19 protein-coding genes are annotated in these 16,270 nt (G+C 60.9%); 9 read left to right on the top strand and 10 right to left on the bottom strand.

What is annotated here, in order from left to right; translation table 11 throughout:
- Nucleotides 1–108 precede the first annotated feature (108 nt).
- Nucleotides 109–789, top strand: coding sequence for an outer membrane lipoprotein carrier protein LolA (locus X750_RS152520; RefSeq protein ID WP_023683897.1), 681 nt, complete (start codon nucleotides 109–111; stop codon nucleotides 787–789).
- Between the two features lie 198 nt (nucleotides 790–987).
- Nucleotides 988–1,794 carry an exodeoxyribonuclease III gene (gene xth, locus X750_RS152525; protein ID WP_023747366.1) on the top strand — a complete coding sequence of 269 codons (807 nt, stop codon included), beginning with the start codon at nucleotides 988–990 and terminating at the stop codon, nucleotides 1,792–1,794.
- A gap of 159 nt (nucleotides 1,795–1,953) precedes the next feature.
- Here the strand turns inward: xth and X750_RS152530 are convergent, their stop codons facing one another.
- A complete protein-coding gene (locus X750_RS152530; protein ID WP_023730228.1) occupies nucleotides 1,954–2,409 on the bottom strand; it encodes a cyclic nucleotide-binding domain-containing protein in 456 nt (151 codons plus the stop codon).
- 177 nt (nucleotides 2,410–2,586) lie between these two features.
- Nucleotides 2,587–3,270: a response regulator transcription factor gene (locus tag X750_RS152535; RefSeq protein WP_023670493.1), complete on the bottom strand. Its 684-nt coding sequence runs from the start codon at nucleotides 3,268–3,270 to the stop codon at nucleotides 2,587–2,589.
- A 145-nt stretch (nucleotides 3,271–3,415) separates the two neighbouring features.
- Here X750_RS152535 and X750_RS152540 point away from each other — a divergent pair, with 145 nt between their 5' ends.
- Nucleotides 3,416–3,952 (top strand): L,D-transpeptidase, encoded by a 537-nt coding sequence (locus X750_RS152540; RefSeq protein WP_245264527.1) that lies wholly within the window; start codon nucleotides 3,416–3,418, stop codon nucleotides 3,950–3,952.
- A 141-nt stretch (nucleotides 3,953–4,093) separates the two neighbouring features.
- Here X750_RS152540 and X750_RS152545 read toward each other — a convergent pair whose 3' ends face one another.
- On the bottom strand, nucleotides 4,094–4,333 hold the full coding sequence (locus tag X750_RS152545) for a hypothetical protein (protein WP_023670491.1): 240 nt from the start codon (nucleotides 4,331–4,333) through the stop codon (nucleotides 4,094–4,096).
- 134 nt (nucleotides 4,334–4,467) lie between these two features.
- Here X750_RS152545 and gcvA point away from each other — a divergent pair, with 134 nt between their 5' ends.
- Entirely contained in the window at nucleotides 4,468–5,388 is a 921-nt protein-coding gene (gcvA, locus tag X750_RS152550; RefSeq protein ID WP_023683901.1) for a transcriptional regulator GcvA, read from the top strand.
- Between the two features lie 15 nt (nucleotides 5,389–5,403).
- Here the strand turns inward: gcvA and X750_RS152555 are convergent, their stop codons facing one another.
- The 4 genes from X750_RS152555 to X750_RS152570 form a co-directional block, all read right to left on the bottom strand.
- Entirely contained in the window at nucleotides 5,404–5,826 is a 423-nt protein-coding gene (locus tag X750_RS152555) for a DUF1761 domain-containing protein (RefSeq protein WP_023742137.1), read from the bottom strand.
- Between the two features lie 105 nt (nucleotides 5,827–5,931).
- Nucleotides 5,932–6,630 carry a methyltransferase gene (locus tag X750_RS152560; RefSeq protein ID WP_023702382.1) on the bottom strand — a complete coding sequence of 233 codons (699 nt, stop codon included), beginning with the start codon at nucleotides 6,628–6,630 and terminating at the stop codon, nucleotides 5,932–5,934.
- Nucleotides 6,585–7,010, bottom strand: coding sequence for an EVE domain-containing protein (locus tag X750_RS152565; RefSeq protein ID WP_023670487.1), 426 nt, complete (start codon nucleotides 7,008–7,010; stop codon nucleotides 6,585–6,587). The genes X750_RS152560 and X750_RS152565 overlap by 46 nt, the downstream gene beginning before the upstream one ends.
- Before the next feature lie 88 nt (nucleotides 7,011–7,098).
- Nucleotides 7,099–7,395 (bottom strand): YciI-like protein, encoded by a 297-nt coding sequence (locus X750_RS152570; RefSeq protein ID WP_023705014.1) that lies wholly within the window; start codon nucleotides 7,393–7,395, stop codon nucleotides 7,099–7,101.
- Between the two features lie 385 nt (nucleotides 7,396–7,780).
- Here X750_RS152570 and X750_RS152580 point away from each other — a divergent pair, with 385 nt between their 5' ends.
- From X750_RS152580 to X750_RS152595, 4 genes are read left to right on the top strand one after another with little or no spacing between them, the layout of a single operon-like run.
- Nucleotides 7,781–9,010: a glycosyltransferase family 2 protein gene (locus X750_RS152580; protein ID WP_023709450.1), complete on the top strand. Its 1,230-nt coding sequence runs from the start codon at nucleotides 7,781–7,783 to the stop codon at nucleotides 9,008–9,010.
- A complete protein-coding gene (locus X750_RS152585) occupies nucleotides 9,000–10,004 on the top strand; it encodes a glycosyltransferase (protein ID WP_245260377.1) in 1,005 nt (334 codons plus the stop codon). The genes X750_RS152580 and X750_RS152585 overlap by 11 nt, the downstream gene beginning before the upstream one ends.
- A gap of 4 nt (nucleotides 10,005–10,008) precedes the next feature.
- Nucleotides 10,009–10,509, top strand: a complete 501-nt coding sequence (locus tag X750_RS152590) for a GtrA family protein (protein WP_023705010.1) — start codon at nucleotides 10,009–10,011, stop codon at nucleotides 10,507–10,509.
- On the top strand, nucleotides 10,506–11,135 hold the full coding sequence (locus X750_RS152595) for a class I SAM-dependent methyltransferase (RefSeq protein WP_023705009.1): 630 nt from the start codon (nucleotides 10,506–10,508) through the stop codon (nucleotides 11,133–11,135). The genes X750_RS152590 and X750_RS152595 overlap by 4 nt, the downstream gene beginning before the upstream one ends.
- Before the next feature lie 178 nt (nucleotides 11,136–11,313).
- Here the strand turns inward: X750_RS152595 and X750_RS18450 are convergent, their stop codons facing one another.
- Nucleotides 11,314–12,162, bottom strand: a complete 849-nt coding sequence (locus X750_RS18450; RefSeq protein ID WP_156931600.1) for a class I SAM-dependent methyltransferase — start codon at nucleotides 12,160–12,162, stop codon at nucleotides 11,314–11,316.
- A gap of 242 nt (nucleotides 12,163–12,404) precedes the next feature.
- Here X750_RS18450 and X750_RS152600 point away from each other — a divergent pair, with 242 nt between their 5' ends.
- Complete coding sequence (locus tag X750_RS152600) at nucleotides 12,405–14,171, top strand: hypothetical protein (RefSeq protein WP_023705008.1); 1,767 nt, start codon at nucleotides 12,405–12,407, stop codon at nucleotides 14,169–14,171.
- On the opposite strand, the gene X750_RS152605 is transcribed toward X750_RS152600, so the two are convergent.
- Nucleotides 14,168–15,184, bottom strand: coding sequence for an NAD(P)H-dependent glycerol-3-phosphate dehydrogenase (locus X750_RS152605; RefSeq protein WP_023747365.1), 1,017 nt, complete (start codon nucleotides 15,182–15,184; stop codon nucleotides 14,168–14,170). The genes X750_RS152600 and X750_RS152605 overlap by 4 nt on opposite strands.
- Complete coding sequence (gene tsaD / locus X750_RS152610; protein WP_196814835.1) at nucleotides 15,181–16,266, bottom strand: tRNA (adenosine(37)-N6)-threonylcarbamoyltransferase complex transferase subunit TsaD; 1,086 nt, start codon at nucleotides 16,264–16,266, stop codon at nucleotides 15,181–15,183. Before tsaD ends, X750_RS152605 begins: the two co-directional genes overlap by 4 nt.
- Nucleotides 16,267–16,270: the final 4 nt, after the last annotated feature.

The raw sequence follows: 16,270 nt of genomic DNA, 5'->3' as shown, positions 1-16,270 counted from the left end.
ACCTTTTGGCGCGTTACAGCGACTGAGCGCTGTCCGGCCCGCCAAACTTAAGTCTAACTGGGGGTCCACGGACTGCAACGAGACACACACCACACGAGAGTGACCGGCATGAAAAACGATCTTTCCGCGATCAGCGATTTCGCTCCAAACCGTCGCCAGTTGCTCGGCCTTGGCCTGATGCTTGCCGGCGCCGCGGCCATCAACGTCGTGCCGGGGTTCCAGCTCTTGGCCTCGGCGCAGGCGGCAGTGCCGCCGACGGCGCAAAAGATCGCCGACCATTTCTCCTCGGTCAAATCGATGAGCGGCGAGTTCGTCCAGTTCGGCCCCAACAACCAGCAGACCGGCGGCAAGTTCTTCCTTGAGCGGCCAGGCAAGATTCGCTTCAACTATGACGGCAAGTCGAATTTCCGGGTGATTTCCGACGGCAAGTCGGTGGTCATCCTCAACAAGCGGCTGAAAACGTCCGATCTCTATCCGTTGTCGAAGACACCGCTGAAGCTGTTGCTCGACACCAAGATCGACCTCTCGGGCGGCCGCGTCAAATCGATCAAGGAAGAGAGCGACCTCACCACCATCCAGCTTGCCGACAAGTCGGTGTTCGGCAATTCGAAGATCACCATGATGTTCGATCCGAAATCCTATGATCTGCGCCAGTGGACCATCACCGACGCGCAGGGCAAGGACACCACGGTGATGATCTACAACACCAAGGAAGGCGTCAGCTTCCCTGCGGATACGTTCGCCATCGACTATACGGCGAACCGCGAGCTGAACACCAACCACCGCTAGATCCGGTCAGGCCGGCCTGCAAATGGCGATCTCCTGCGCTTCCGGCGCTCACGTGGTTTAAGTACGCTCCGCTCCGGTTCTCGGAGACCACCATTTTCGACTCGGCCTGACCTGAATCAGGGCCGCCGCCCGCAAAGGCTGGCTTGTGTTTGTAGCGCTCGGCTGGCAGTAGATCGGCGACCTTGTTCGGATCGCCGCATGCCCTTCTCCATCGCCACCTGGAACATCAATTCCGTGCGCCTGCGCATGCCGATCGTCGAGCGGCTGCTGACGGAGCAGGCGCCCGATGTGCTTTGCCTGCAGGAGACGAAGGTTCCCGACGAGCTGTTTCCGGAAAAGGCGTTCCGCAAGGCCGGCTACGAGCACATCGCATTCCATGGCCAGAAGGGCTATCACGGCGTTGCGACGGTGGCGCGGCGGCCGATCGAGATTGTCGAGAAACGGCGCTTCTGCGAGATCGATGACAGCCGGCATCTGTCGGTCAAGGTGCAGGCCGGCGGCAAGGCAATCCTGGTCCACAATTTCTACGTGCCGGCCGGCGGCGACGAGCCCGATCCGGAGATCAACCGCAAGTTCCGCCACAAGCTCGATTTCGTTGCCGAGATGAACGCCATCCACGCCGCGCATGACGAGGTGTCGGCTTCGATCCTGGTCGGCGACCTCAACATCGCGCCGCAGGAGCACGATGTCTGGTCGCACAAGCAATTGCTCAACGTCGTCAGCCACACGCCGGTCGAGACGCAAAATTTCGACGCGATGCGGATCGCCGGCGACTGGGTCGACCTGATGCGGCTCGACGTGCCCCCAGAGCAGAAGCTCTACACCTGGTGGAGCTATCGCGCGCGGGACTGGGAAGCCTCGAACCGCGGCCGCCGGCTCGACCATGTCTGGTCGTCACCGAACCTGGTGCCGAGCTTTGCCCGCTATGAGATCCTGCGAGAGGCGCGTGGCTGGGAGCGGCCCTCGGACCATGTGCCGGTGATTGCGCGGTTCGACCTGGATTAGGCGTGCCGATATTCAGGTGAGGCCGGCCTGCAATGGCCGATACCTGCGCTTCCGGTGCGTACTTTGAGTACGCCCCGCTCCGGTTCTCGGTATCAGCCATTTTCGACTCGGCCTGACCTGAATCTCGACACACCCAAGCGTCAGCGCGGTCGCGGGGACCTACCCGCCAAACCTTGGCGCCAGCTTCTCGATGCGGGCGATCATGGCTTGGAAATCATCGAGGATGCGCTGGTGCAGTTTCACCGCCACCTCGGGATATTCCTCCAGGATGCGGCGAAACATCTTGCGGCTCAACCTTATCACTTCCGAATCGGTCTCGGCCGAGGCGCTGGTCAGCCGTCTTGAGTCGGCGATCAGCGCCAGTTCGCTGAGGATCGTGCCGGGGCCGGCGGTGCCGATCGGGATGCGGTCGCCATCCTGCTCCCGGTAGAGCACGATGCGGCCACTGACCACGATATAGGCTGAGTCGGCTTCGTCATCCTCGCGGTACAGCTTGCGGTCGGCCTGCAGATGGGTGGCTTCGGCGCCGAAGGCGAGCAGGCGCAGCTGTTCCTGCGTGAAACCCTCAAAGAGCTTCACGGCGGACAGGATGCGGATGTCGTCATCCAGCGCCATCTCTAGCTGCGTCCCCGAACGGTCAGTCCAATCCCTCCCTTAGAGCGCCGCGTGTCCAATTGAACGCGCAAAGGACGCTCTAACACTTCAATCTGCGCAACGGGCCGATCCAGGCTCCCCCAGCCGGATCCTCCCCGAAACAGTCCCGCCCCGACCGCTTATCGAACAATGAAAAGTTTAAGGAACCAGCTTGTAGCCGCCGCTTTCTGTCACAAGAATTTCAGCATTGGAAGGATCGCGCTCGATCTTCTGGCGCAGCCGGTAGACGTGAGTTTCCAGCGTGTGCGTGGTGACGCCGGAATTGTAGCCCCACACTTCCTCGAGCAGGACGTCGCGCGTCACCACCTTCTGGTCGGCTCGATAGAGATATTTGATGATCGAGGCTTCCTTCTCGGTCAGCCGCACCTTGCCGCCGCGCTGGTCGATCAGAAGCTTCTGGCTGGGCTTGAACGTGTAGGGCCCGACCGAAAAGGTGGCGTCCTCGCTCTGCTCGTGCTGGCGCAGTTGTGCGCGTATGCGGGCGAGCAGCACGGCGAAGCGGAACGGCTTGGTGACATAGTCGTTGGCGCCGGCCTCGAGGCCCAGAATTGTGTCGGAATCGGTATCGTGGCCGGTCAGCATGATGATCGGCGCCTTGTAGCCGCCCTTGCGCAGGATCTTCACCGCCTCGCGGCCATCCATGTCGGGCAGTCCGACATCCATGATGAGCAGGTCGATGAGCCCGCCGCGCGCCGCGGCGACGCCTTTGGCGGCGGTCGCTTCCTGCAAGACGTCGAATTCTTCGTAAAGGGCCAGTTGCTCGACGAGGGTTCCGCGCAGGTCGTCATCATCGTCAACGATCAGAATGGTACGTGATGTCATGGATCAATCCATTGTTTTGAAAAGAATTTTCAGTTGACCGCCTCCCATTTATGCGGAAGCTGACCGGCGCAACAGTCCGATCACAGTGATTTGTTCCGTGACACGATCATACAAGAAAAAACGCGATCGCAATGCAGCCGGCGCAATTTTGCCGAAAAGGCTGCGTGTGCTGGTGGTTCGGGCGAGGCCGGGCAACCCCAGCCAGGGGATATTGCAGGCCGGCAGCAAGGTGTTTGCCTGTGCGCTCGGACGCGGCGGCATCTCGGCCAATAAGCGCGAAGGCGACGGTGCGACGCCGCTTGGCGAGATGCGGATTTTGTCAGGATATTTTCGGGGCGATCATTTCGCGGCCGGCCGCAAAACCCAGCTGGCGATGGCGCCGATCGGCGCCGATCTCGGCTGGTGCGAGGTGCCGGACGACCGCAACTACAACCGGCCGGTGAAAATCCCCTATGGCGCCAGCCATGAGCGAATGCGGCGCGACGACCGCCTCTATGACGCCTGCCTTGTGCTCGACTGGAACATGGCGCCGCGCCGGCGCGGCCGCGGCAGCGCCATCTTCTTCCATCTGGCGCGCCCAGGCTTCACACCGACGCAAGGCTGCGTGGCGGTGACAGCGCGGACAATGGCGCGGCTGTTGCCGCTGGTGTCGGACCGGACGGTGGTGAGGGTGGTGAGGTAGGGAGTAGGGAGTAGGGAGTAGGGAGTAGGGAGTAGGGAGTAGGGAGTAGGGAGTAGGGAGTAGGGAGTAGGGAGTAGGGAGTAGGATGGTCTCGGCGTCGTTTCAATCCTTCACTACTCACTACTCACTACTCACCATTGCCTAACGCCTTCTCGGCTTCTGCCACCCAGTGTCCAGCAATCCAAGCCGGCCGAGTTCCCGGTCCACGGCCCGCGTCACGTCCTTGCGCTGCGCGCCGACATCGCGCAACTGGCGATCCGAAAGGTCCTCCACGTCCTGGCGCGGCAGGTTGATGGCGACTTTCGCCTGGCGAAGCCAGTCCGTTACGGCATGCAACCAGTTCGAGCGAGCTGCTGGCGAGTTCAAAACGAAGATGGACATGATGCGCTCCGTGTTCCGCCGGATATCAAATCCGGCTTGATGGTGTTTCGATGGATGCATCATGCCGCATTGAAATCCATGCGAGAAACGAGTAGTTCTTTTCGGATCGTCAAGTTTTATTTGAGGATACGGTGATGTCCCGTCTGTTGCCCGGAACGCGCGCGCTGAGGACTCTGGAAGCCGCCGCCCGCCACCTAAATTTCACCCGCGCTGCCGACGAGCTCGGGCTGACGCCGGCGGCGGTCAGCCACCAGATCAAGGAAATCGAGGATCAGCTCGGGCTGGTGCTGTTCACGCGAACCAGTCGTACCATCCGGTTGACCGAGGCAGGTACGGTGCTGTTCGAGGCCTCGATCGATGCGCTCGACCTGCTCAACCGGGCGGTGTCGCGGGCGCGCAAGCTGACGCGCGGCACGGCATTGCTGAAGGTGACGCTCGACGCGCAGTTCGCGTCAAAATGGCTGATGCGGCGCGTCGACGATTTTCGCAAACTTCAGCCCAGTATCGAGCTGAGGTTCGACATCGGCTACGAAGTGCGCGATTTCGAACTCGACGACGTCGATGTCGGCATCCGGTTCGGGGTCGGCAAGTATCCGGGGCTTCGCGCCCATCGCCTGTTCGACAACATCCTCATTCCGGTGTGCAGCCCGAGCCTGCTGACCTCCGGCCCGCCGCTGCGCGAACCGCGCGACCTCTTCAACCACACGCTTGCCCATATCGAATGGTCGCGCCAAGGCGTGACATGGCCGAACTGGCGCATGTGGATGGCGGCGGCCGGCATCAACGATTTCGACGACAGTCGGACTATCGTGTTTGGAACCTCTACCGATGCCGTGCAGGCGGCGCTCGACGGCAATGCCGTGGCGCTCGCCGAGTTCGCCATGGTGGCAAACGACCTTTCCCAGGGAAGGCTGGTGCAGCCCTTTGAACTCGGTCTGCGCGTGGGGCCGGAGTTCGGCTACTTCCTGGTCTATCCCGAGAGCACTGCCAACGATCCGCGCATCATCGCTTTCCGCGAATGGATCCTCGACGAAGTCGCCAGGACGCAGACCTGACGACTTCTGCAGGCCTCAGCTGGCGACGACCGGCGCCCCGAACCAGCCGATCACCGCGCCGATGATCAACAGCACGCCGAGCCAGTGGCCGCCGTCGATCAGGGTCAGGTCCCAGCCGAAATTCTCATAGCGATGGTTGGCCATCAGCGTCGTGGCGACGAAACCCAGCCAGAGGACGAAGCCGAAGACCAGCCCTGCGACAAGGACCGGCTCGCCGCCGGTCATCGCGCCGACGACCAAGGCCAAGACCAGCGCCATGATCAGCTCGGCGATGAAGGAGATGATGAAGGGCAATATCGATTTCTTTGACGTTGACGGATCGATCCTGGCCGCCCTCACCCAAGGCTTGCTGAGGGCCGTGTACCAGACGGCGCCAAACAGCCACGCCGCGACGGCCGCGACAACCACCGCCAGCCAGTTCACCACTGAAAAATCCATAAAGTCCTCCCCTCAAGCATGCAGCCCAAAGCCTGACGGTTCTGGGATAACGACATGCGTATTCTTCAAATCAATGCGCGATGGAACGCCTGTTCGGCAATGCCGTCAAGCGAAGCGCCACACCGTGGTGCGCTTGACCAGGGCGTCCTCCAGCGCCCGCGTCACCGCCACTTCGTAGACTGCGAGCGGCTCCAGTCCCGCCTTCGGCATGTAGGAGCGGCCCGGATCGCCGACGAGGATGTCAGCGCCGCGCGCCTTCAGTGTCGAAAACCACGGCATCAGCGTGTCGGCGAAGGATTTGTCGTAGAAGACGTCGCCGGCCAGCACCACGTCCCAGCCGGCGTCGGTGCCGATGCAGTCCGTGCCGCAAAAGTCGATGGCAACGCCATTGGCCTCTGCGTTGAGGCGGATCGCCGTTTCGCAGAACGGGTCGATGTCGGCGGCGATCACGTGCGCCGCACCCGCCTTGGCGGCGGCGATGGCGACAAGGCCGGAGCCGGAGGCGAAGTCGAGCACGCGTTTGCCCCGCACATCCGACGGATTGTCCAGCACGTAACGGGCAAGGCCCTGACCGCCGGCCCAGGCAAAGGCCCAGAACGGCGGCGGCAGGCCGATTTCAATCAGCTCGTTCTCCGTGCGCTGCCAGAGGTCATGCGCTTCGTCGGCAAGATTGAGGACAATCTCCGGCACATGCGGCGGCGACATAAGCGCCGTGTTGTCGAGAATGAACTTTTTCGCGCTGTTCGGCGTGAGGACCGTCACGGAGCCGGCGTCAGGCCGCCCATGCGGCAGACTTCCTTCCATTCGGCCGGCGTCACCGGCTGTACGGAAAGCCGTCCAAGCCGCACCAGCGCCATCTCGGCAAGCTTCGGATTGGCCTTGACCTGCTCCAGCGTCGGCGGGTTCGGCACGTCCTTGAAGGCGCGGATGTCGACGCATTCCCAGCGCGGATCGTCGGTGGTGGTATCCTGATGGGCAAGCGCGCAGACCTCGGCAATGCCGACGACGTTCAGCCCCTCATTGGAGTGATAGAAGAAGCCGAGATCGCCGATCTGCATCGCCTTCATGTTGTTGCGCGCTGCATAGTTGCGCACGCCGTCCCACTGCGTGCCGGCCTTGCCCTTGGCCTTCAGCGCCTCGAAGGAGAAGACCGAAGGTTCGGATTTGAACAGCCAGTAGTTCATGTCTTTGCTCCAACTACTATTTTTTGCGCAATTCCGGACGGAAAACCGTTACACACTTTTCCTGGGATCGCTCTAGGCGCCGCCGGAACTAACTAGCCGCCGGCTTGTTGAAGGTCCAGTTCCACTGGCGGATTTCGACACTTTCGAACAGCCCGGCCTTGGCATAGGGGTCGGCAGCCGACAGCGCCTGCGCACCGGCGAGATCCGGCGCCTCGACCACGGCGAGGGTGCCGTTCGGCTTGCCGTCGGCATCGAGGAACGGACCGGCAAAGGCCAGTGTCCTGTCGGCGTTCAGGCCCTCGAGAAAGGCGACGTGGGCGGGTCGCGTGTCGACGCGCACCTGCAGGCTGCCGGGCTTGTCCTTGCAAATCAACGCAAACAGCATGCTTTCGAAACTCCGGGTTGGGATTGCGACTAAAGTTCGCCTTGAACTGCCGAAACCGCGTTTTTGCTTTTATGGTGCCTTCGGGTCAATGCCAAATGATCTGTCGCGATGGATCTCCGCCCCGCTCAAGGCCAAGGCATTGAAATGATGGATCCACATGAGTTTGATGAAAGTCACAGACGATATCGCTTCGCCCGAAAGAGCAGACACAGGCAACAGCGCTGCATTGCGAAAAAAGAGCGCCTGGCCTTTGCGATTGCTGCTTATAAAGACGCCACTGGATATTTCGTAAGTCAAAGATAATCAATTTTCGATATGATACGCTCCCAGCGGGTCAGTTGTGGGGATGGGCTGGTTCTTCCAGAACGCCTGAATAGAGGACGCAATGGAGAGCATCGCGGGGGACACGACAGTCAGGATCGACGACGCCACGCCTGCTTTCACGGTCAGCATGGAGACCGAGCGCGTTCTCGTCTCTGCAATTATTCCTTGCCTGAACGAAGAATTGACGATTGGCATTTGCATTCGCAAAGCCTTCGATGCCTTCTTGAGGCGCGGCGTCAAGGGGGAAGTCGTCGTCGGCGATAATGGCTCCACGGACAGGTCGGTGGAGATTGCGCAACAGTTGGGAGCGCGGGTCGTCCATCAGCCGGTAAAGGGCTATGGCGCGGCAATCAGCGCTGCAGTTGAAGCGGCCGAGGGCAAATATCTCATCATGGCCGATGCCGATGATTCCTACGACTGGAGCCAATTGGGCGATTTCATCGATGCGTTGGAATTGGGTGCGGACTTTGTCATGGGCAATCGGTTCGCCGGCGGTATCGAGCCGGGCGCCATGCCGCTACTGCATCGCTACCTGGGCAATCCCGTCCTGTCCACCATCGCTCGCTGGCTGCACAAATCTCCGATCCGCGACTTCCATTGCGGCATGCGCGGCTTCACTCGAGAGGCATTTCAGAAAATCGGCGCACGCTCGCCGGGAATGGAATTCGCCTCGGAAATGATCATCAATGCGCATCGCGCTGGGCTCACCATTCGTGAAGTGCCGATCAAGCTCTACCCCGACAAGCGAAACCGCGCCCCGCATCTGCGTTCCTTCCGCGACGGTTGGCGCCATTTGCGGCTCATTATTGCTCACGCGCCGGACACCATGTATCTCGTGCCTGGGCTGACCTTGCTGATCACTGGCATTGCCGGCCTTGCAGTTCTCGCTGCCGGACCTGTTCGCATCGGTGGATGGTACTTCGGAATTCACTTCGTCGCGCTCTCGGCTATGGCGACGTTGATTGGCCTTTCAGCGATCCTGTTCGGTATGCTGGCAAAGGTGGCAATCGCCATCTACCATCCGGTCTACAGCGGTCGAATTGTGTCATGGCTGACGCGCGGTCGCCCTTTGGAATGGCTGGTTTTTTCCGGTGGCGTACTCGCGGCAGCTGGCTTCGCGGCGGACGTGGCACTGGCGCTACATTGGATTTTTGTCGGTGGCCCCATGGAGCAATCAGTGCATCTGACCTTTGTGGTCACCACTATCTGCGTGGCCGGCATGTCCATGGTGCTATCTGGCTTCGTGCTCAAGTTGCTGCTTGATACATTGAGCGCCAGACATGAGTTCTAACCCTTCAGCAGCCTCGCGAGCGGAAATTCAAGCCGTAAGCCGCGCAGCCGAAAAGCCTTTTCTGTCGGTCGTCATGCCTGTCCATGACGGGGCGGCATGGATTGGAGCGACACTTGATTCACTTGCTGCGGAGCTGACTGGCGACCTGCAGATAATCATTATCGACAGCAGCCCGACGAACGCCACAGCTGCCATTGTCGAGCGATTCCTCTACCGGCCGGCGTTCCGGCTGCTTCGGCGAAAAGATCTCGGGCCTTGGCAGTCGAAGACCAACCTGGGCGTTGAGCTAGCCGCCGCCGATTATGTCTGCATACTCCACCAAGACGACCTGTGGTTGCCCGGGCGCATTGAGGCCGCTCGACGCTGGCTCGCGGACGCACCCGAAGCAGCGCTTCATTTAGCCCCGACTGCGATCGTTGACCGCCACGGCCGGCGAATGGGATGCTGGAACTGTCCCTTGCCAACCGAAAAGGTGCTCGAATCTGAATTCTTGCTGGAACGGCTTCTCGTACAGAATTTCGTGTCTGTGCCTGCTCCGATTTTTCGTCGGAGTGCTTGGCTGGCATGCGGGGGCATGGATGAGATGCTTTGGTATACGGCGGATTGGGATATGTGGGCGAAGCTCGCTGTTGCCGGATCTGTCGTTTATCACAAAGAGATAACCACAGCCTTCCGGGTTCATGGCGATTCGCTGACCGTAACCGGATCGCGCGATGCGAACGAATTCCGTTCGCAAATGCAGACTGTCCTAGAGCGCCATCTGTACCGGCTTTCGGCGCGCAGCCGACGCCAGATTGAATCTGCTGCTCGGGCATCGATCAGCGTCAATGTGTCGCTGGCGGCTGCGTCGGGCGGCGACTTGAAGGCCTTGGTTCGAGCGGCTCGCACCATGCTGTCGCTCGGGCCGACGGGATTAAGGCGCTACTTGCGCGATTCGCGATTGCTGGAGCGCGTCATGTGCCGGCTTCGCGCGAAACTGACAGGAGCGTTCTGAGGCAATGTTCAGCTCTGCCAGGATCGCCGACGACCAAGTGGACAAGAGCAACCATGCCGGAGCTCACGAAAGACCGCTTTTGGAACGTGGATGGCGGTACACTGTGGTGGGAGCGATATGCGCAATTGCGCACAATGCCATCATGATTGCGGTTGATCAGCTGAGTGGGCATTACCTGCTGGGCATCATGATTTCATTCCTGGCTGTGATGCCTACGGGATACGCTCTGCACAGCTGGTTCACCTTCGGCAAGCCACTTCGCTTGAAAGCGTTTGCGCGTTTTGCGGCAGGTGTGGCTGCGGCCTATCCGATCTCGGTAGCCATGATGGTGCTTCTCTGTTCATGCCTCGGCCTTGGCGTTGCGATTGCGTCTCCGATCGCCACAGTTGCGTTGCTCATCTGGAACGTTGTCGTTGCGCATTTTGCTATCTTGTCACGGTTCAATCTAAAGCCCATCACCTTGCCGGCGACATCCTCTCGCTCAACCACGGGAAACGAGGAATGAGAATGTTGCCGCCAGGACAGATCATGCGCAGGGCTCTTGGCCGTCATTTCAAGCCGGTCGGAGACATCTACCGGCGTGTTTTCGTCAATCTCAATGTAATTGCGGATTTTCTCGATCGCGAATTGCCGAACGGCGCGAGGGTTTTGGATATCGGCGGCGGGGATGGAGCGCTCGTCGACCGGTTGCTTGATCGGCGCCCCGACCTAACGGTTACGATGTGCGATCTCGCACCTTCAATCGGTGCCTTTCTAAGCAACGCAAATCGGGCGAAGGTCGAACTTCTGCCCGCCACGGACCTTTCCAGCGTGCAGGGATCTTTTGATGTTGTGACGATTTCCGACGTCATTCATCATGTGCCGGTCGATGGGCGCGACGCATTCTTCAAATCGCTGGCCGACAGTTGCGAACGCTGGGCCTGCCGGAAGATCATCTTGAAGGACATCGAGCCTGGTGGAATACGCGCCACCTTGTCGCTTCTTGCGGACCGGCACATTACCGGAGACAAGCATGTCGTGCTATTTTCACGCTCGGACTTCACGGCCATGGCAAGACGGCATTTCCCCACAGCAAAAAGAGCATCGGCGTTACCGGACCGGCCGAATTATTGTGAACTGCTCAGCTGGTAGCAGATGGGTAGATCCTGGCGGGTCGCTAGAACGTTTCACCGTTTCACGGAAACGGCGAACCGCTCTATCTCTTTGTTTTTGCGCAATTCCCAAGGGAAAGCGCTACGCGCTTTTCCTGGGAAAACCGATCACACTTTCCTGGAATTGCTCTTGGCAATAAGCGCTGGTCAGCGACACGCTATTTGGTCGCGATGGTGCCGAGCATGCTGGCGATCCGGTGACTCTCCGGGCGATCGACCAGAAATTTGTCGATAAACTTCAACGGGAATGTCAGCGTCAGGATCGCGGCTTTCGCTACCATGTAGCGGGTTCGGTTCTCTCGACCGACAACGACGCCGATGTATTCGGACAGGATGTTGACGATCGCGCTTGTCGGCCCTTGATGCGTCTGGACCTCTACCCTTGCGAACCGCTGGAGAAGCTGCTCGATCCCGTCCTTTGTGAAGTTGCAGTAGTGGGCGGGATAGCCGTGATAGGGGAACAGGAAAGGGTTGATGCAGAGCAGCTTCCCACCCGGCTTCAGGACACGGAACACTTCATCGACGACCGCTACCGGATTGGGAACATGCTCGATCACGCTGTCCAGAATGACGACGTCGACGGAATCGCTCGCAAGCGGCGTGTGCTCGATATTCGCGACCAGATCGACGTTCGGGGTGGGGAACAGGTCAATGTTGAGAACATCGGGGCGGACGCGCCGTGCGCCGGAGCCGAACTCAACGATCATTGAGTCCTGAGGTATCGAGGCAAGAAACGAATTCAGCGTGTCGTGCGGTGAATATTCGCTGGTGATGACCTGCTTGAGCGAATTGTAGAGACGGGCGCGCGTACTGGTACCGGCATACGCCTCTTCATGGAAGCTCGCGTCGAAGCCCTCCCTCACCGGCGACTCGACAAAGAACGGAATGCCTTTGTGCACGGGATAGGGGGCAGGGCAAGATTCGCAGGTCAGGGCAACCGGGCTTGTGCCAAGCCTGGAATAGCAGACTGGGCAGACGAGGCCCGATGCCATCTTGGGTTGTAGCACGCGATGTCCTTTCAAGCCTCCGCATTGTCGCAGAAGGCTGGCTGCCGTGTTTGAACATAACCCTTCTTAACAAGCAAAAGGCTAACAGCGGCTAAAGTCCGCTGCGTATAGACAGGCTGGAGCGGAGCGCTGCAAGAATCCGAAGCGCGACGGCTTCAGTTCCGCACAGTCTCGGAAAATTAACCGCGGTGGAACCATGCTTCGCCAAGCGGAGCTGCCGGCCTCGAAGTTGTTGTCTGAGGATGAAGGGCGTTGCGCCCAGCGAGGCAGCACGCCTGGCGTTGGTCTGCCTGGGCACGATCGAGGGGGTTGTCTTGAATACGCAGGAGCCGGGACCAAACAAGCTGTTCGCTCTCGGGCAGCGCCCAACAACAACTTTTCTGCATATCCTGATCGCACTCAAGATCATCTTGCTGTTCGTTCTGGCTTGGAACATCCGCTTCGTCATGGATGAATTCGTCCAACTCGGATGGGCGAAATATTTCTCCAACGGCCTGTTCGATACGATCTGGCATCCCAAGGCGGTCGGCTATGCGGCTTTTTATGAGATTGCTCATCTGATCGGCTGGAATGCCACGTCGATTCTGCTTGCTGGCCGCATGCAGACTGCGTTGCTGGCCTGCGGGACGATCTCTTTGATCTACCCATGCGCTCGCGCTCTGGGCGAGGATCGCGTGCGCGCTTTGACGATCGTCCTCGTTCTCCTGTGCTTTTCGAATTTCATGGAGCGCATCTTTCGTACCATCGCCGAACCGCCGGCAGTGTTCTTCGCCGTGGCGGCGTTGCTGGTTGTCCTGCGCGCACCTGGGTTGAGGGCAAGGCAGCTTGTTGCCGCCGGCATGCTAAGTGGCCTTGCCTTCGTCATCACTCAGAAATCGGTCTACTTCAACGTTGCGCTCGGCATCGGCCTTGTTGCTGACGCAGCCTTGATGAGACGCTACGCAACAGGGGCGGTTCGCGGAGGGTGGCTCGTGCTTGGATGGGCCGTTCCGATAATGGTCTATTGCTTGATCTTCGGTGGAGGCGCCCCTGTTCTCGCGGCCAAAAACCTTTTACTTGGCCCGGTCGAGATTGCGACGCGTGGAGGCGGTGACTACGGGGGACTGAGGCAGTTCGTGTTACAGACACTGGCGCGGAACGCCCTTCTTTACGGGATCTGTTTCTCCGGTATGGCCCTGTCACTGATGCGGATCATGAAACTCGATGGTCGAAGGCGAATTGCGCTGATCTTTTCACTCGTCATCACGGTGCTGGTATTCACGCACGACCAGCCCTGGCCTTATGTCTTCATCATGGCGTTGCCGTTCGTTGCGCTCTGGTCGTTGGAGCTTCTCGACAGCACCGCAACCCACGCGCGCTACCGGGTTCCTGTCCTCGCGGTGCTGATCACAGCCATCGCAATGAGCTACGCGAGCAATGTCGTTTACCTACGCCTCAACAATCAGGCCCAGCTTGAACTGGTCTCGCGCGCGGAATCTTTGCTCGCACCGGATGAGAAGTATTTCGACGGCATCGCCATGCTGCCCAATCGACAGGAGCCCTCCACACTCTGGCTCGACCAGCATTATGTCTTGAAAACATTGCAGGAAGGCAGGCAATCGGAAGCCTACAAAGTTCTCTCGGATTCCCCGCCCAAGATGGTCCTCTGGTCATATCGCATGGATTTGATCGATACCGTGATCGCGCCTCTCATCCGCGACAGCTACGTCCAGATCGCTCCCAACATCAGAATGGCTGGTCGTCGCCTCTATTCCGGTCGTCCGGTCGTTTTCAAGGTGCCTGTCGCCGGACGATACAGCCTGTACACGACCAGCGGGGAGCTTGCAGACGGCGAGGTCGAGATAAACGGCACCTCGCATTCTTCGCCCCTATCCTTGGAGGCAGGTACCAGCGACGTTGTCCTGCGCAACGGTCCAGCCGAGGCACTGCTGCTGCCGGAAGGTCACTATGAAAACCGCATCGTGCCTGGCGGGGACAATACCGAGCTGTTCACGGGAGTTTACAATTAAATACCGGTTTCGGTCTTCAGCGGCCGGGTCATCAATGCCGTGACAGCCTGCCGAATGGTGATCGTGCCGTCCAGTATCGCCGACACCGCAGCGATGATCGGCGCGTCGATGTCGCGCTCGGTGGCGATGCGGGCGGCGATCGCCGCCGTCGGCACGCCTTCGGCGAGTGGCAGTCCCGACAAGGGCTTACCTTGCCCCAGCGCCAGCCCATAGGCGAAATTGCGCGACTGGGCCGAAGAGCAGGTGAGCAAAAGGTCGCCGAGGCCGGAAAGCCCCATCAGCGTCTCCGGCTTGGCGCCGAAGGACGCGCCGATGCGGCGCAGTTCGACGAAGCCGCGCGTCACCATGGCGGCCTGCGCGCTGGCGCCGAGCCCGGCGCCGGTGACGGCGCCAGCGGCAATGGCGAAGACATTCTTCAAAGCGCCGCCGATCTCGACGCCGATCAAATCGTCGCTGGAATAGCAGCGCAGATTCTGCGCCGAAAAGCGCGCGGCAAGCTCGGCCGCCAAGGCGTCGTCGCGTGCAGCAACCACGACAGCGGTCGGCAGACCCCTGGCGACGTCGGCGGCAAAGCTCGGACCGGACAAGGCCGAAACCGGAGTTTCGGGCAGAATGTCACCAACGATCGCCGACAGCAGCGCGCCGGTGTCGCGCTCGATGCCCTTGGCGCAGAGAACGAGCGGGATGCCTTTCGGCATATGGGGCTTCGCCGTCGTCAGCATGGCGCGCAGCGCCTGCGCCGGCGCCACGGCCAGCGCGCAATCGGCATCGGTCAGGGCCGTGCCGATATCGCTCGTCGCCGCAATGCCTGTTTCAATGGCGATGCCGGGGAGATAACGCGGGTTCTCGCCGCGGCGGATCGCGGAAACCGTCTCTTCGTCGCGGGCGTAGAGCCGGACATCGTGACCGGCGCGCAGCATCGCCAGCGCCAGCGCCGTGCCCCAGGCGCCGCCGCCAAGCACGGCGACGCGCCAGCCGGTTCTGTCCCTGCCGCTTGTCTTGCTGGCGCTCATGCTTTCGCTCCGCGCCGGCCAGAGCCGACCATCGGGGCCGAAATGCTGTCCAGCGGCCAGCGCGAACGCGGCACGAAATCGAAGCCGTTCTCTTGCGACAGGCCTGCCCGCAACCGCTCGATGCCGGCCCAGGCGATCATCGCCGCATTGTCGGTGCACAGTTTGAGCGGCGGCGCGACAAAGGCGAAGCCGGCCTCGGCGCACTGCTTCTGCAGCGTCGCCTTGATCGCTCTGTTGGCGGCGACTCCACCGGCAACGACCAGCGCCGGCTCGGCCTTGTCCGGAAATTCGTCGCGGAAGCGGGCCAGCGCGCGGGCCACGCGGTCGCCAAGTGAGTCGGCTACCGCCGCCTGGAACGAGGCGCAGATGTCGGCGACATCCTGCTCGCTTAGCGGCTGGATGGCGGTCGCCGCCTGGCGCACCGCGGTCTTGAGGCCGGAGAAGGAGAAATCGGGCTGCGCAGATCCTTTCATCGGCCGTGGAAAGGCAAATCGCGTCGCATCGCCCGAGATTGCCGCCTTTTCGACATTCGGGCCGCCGGGATAGGGCAGGCCGAGCATTTTGGCCGTCTTGTCGAAAGCTTCGCCGAGCGCGTCGTCGATGGTCGTCGCCCAGCGTTGGTAGTCGCCGACGTCGCGCACGGCGACGATCTGGGTGTGGCCGCCGGAGACCAGCAGCAGCAGATAGGGAAAATCGAGCCCGTCGGTCAGCCTTGCGGTCAGTGCGTGGCCTTCGAGATGGTTGATGGCGATCAGCGGCTTGCCGGCGGCCGCTGCAATCGCCTTGGCTGTCATCAGGCCGACGATCAGCCCGCCGACTAGGCCGGGGCCGGCAGTGGCGGCAATGGCGTCGATGTCGGCCAGGGCTACGCCCGAATCCGCAAGAGCGGCCTCGACAATGCCGTCCAGCGCCTCGACATGGGCACGCGCGGCGATCTCCGGCACGACGCCGCCGAAGGCGGCGTGCTCCTCGATCTGGCTGAGCACGATGTTGGACGCAATCACCGGCACGGAATCGCCGTCCAGCGTCACCACGCTGGCGGCGGTCTCGTCGCAACTCGTCTCAATGCCCAGAACGCGGATCAAT

The organism is Mesorhizobium sp. LNJC391B00 (assembly GCF_000502535.1).
GTDB lineage: Bacteria > Pseudomonadota > Alphaproteobacteria > Rhizobiales > Rhizobiaceae > Mesorhizobium.
This window is presented reverse-complemented; position numbering and strand designations above follow the sequence as displayed.

Bases quoted from the DNA above. Each gene is read 5' to 3' on its own strand.
- X750_RS152520 (WP_023683897.1), top strand. From the start codon at position 109: ATGAAAAACGATCTTTCCGCGATCAGCGATTTCGCTCCAAACCGTCGC.
- xth (WP_023747366.1), top strand. From the start codon at position 988: ATGCCCTTCTCCATCGCCACCTGGAACATCAATTCCGTGCGCCTGCGC.
- X750_RS152530 (WP_023730228.1), bottom strand. From the start codon at position 2,409: ATGGCGCTGGATGACGACATCCGCATCCTGTCCGCCGTGAAGCTCTTT.
- X750_RS152535 (WP_023670493.1), bottom strand. From the start codon at position 3,270: ATGACATCACGTACCATTCTGATCGTTGACGATGATGACGACCTGCGC.
- X750_RS152545 (WP_023670491.1), bottom strand. From the start codon at position 4,333: ATGTCCATCTTCGTTTTGAACTCGCCAGCAGCTCGCTCGAACTGGTTG.
- gcvA (WP_023683901.1), top strand. From the start codon at position 4,468: ATGTCCCGTCTGTTGCCCGGAACGCGCGCGCTGAGGACTCTGGAAGCC.
- X750_RS152555 (WP_023742137.1), bottom strand. From the start codon at position 5,826: ATGGATTTTTCAGTGGTGAACTGGCTGGCGGTGGTTGTCGCGGCCGTC.
- X750_RS152560 (WP_023702382.1), bottom strand. From the start codon at position 6,630: ATGGAAGGAAGTCTGCCGCATGGGCGGCCTGACGCCGGCTCCGTGACG.
- X750_RS152565 (WP_023670487.1), bottom strand. From the start codon at position 7,010: ATGAACTACTGGCTGTTCAAATCCGAACCTTCGGTCTTCTCCTTCGAG.
- X750_RS152570 (WP_023705014.1), bottom strand. From the start codon at position 7,395: ATGCTGTTTGCGTTGATTTGCAAGGACAAGCCCGGCAGCCTGCAGGTG.
- X750_RS152580 (WP_023709450.1), top strand. From the start codon at position 7,781: ATGGAGAGCATCGCGGGGGACACGACAGTCAGGATCGACGACGCCACG.
- X750_RS152585 (WP_245260377.1), top strand. From the start codon at position 9,000: ATGAGTTCTAACCCTTCAGCAGCCTCGCGAGCGGAAATTCAAGCCGTA.
- X750_RS152590 (WP_023705010.1), top strand. From the start codon at position 10,009: ATGTTCAGCTCTGCCAGGATCGCCGACGACCAAGTGGACAAGAGCAAC.
- X750_RS152595 (WP_023705009.1), top strand. From the start codon at position 10,506: ATGAGAATGTTGCCGCCAGGACAGATCATGCGCAGGGCTCTTGGCCGT.
- X750_RS152600 (WP_023705008.1), top strand. From the start codon at position 12,405: ATGAAGGGCGTTGCGCCCAGCGAGGCAGCACGCCTGGCGTTGGTCTGC.
- X750_RS152605 (WP_023747365.1), bottom strand. From the start codon at position 15,184: ATGAGCGCCAGCAAGACAAGCGGCAGGGACAGAACCGGCTGGCGCGTC.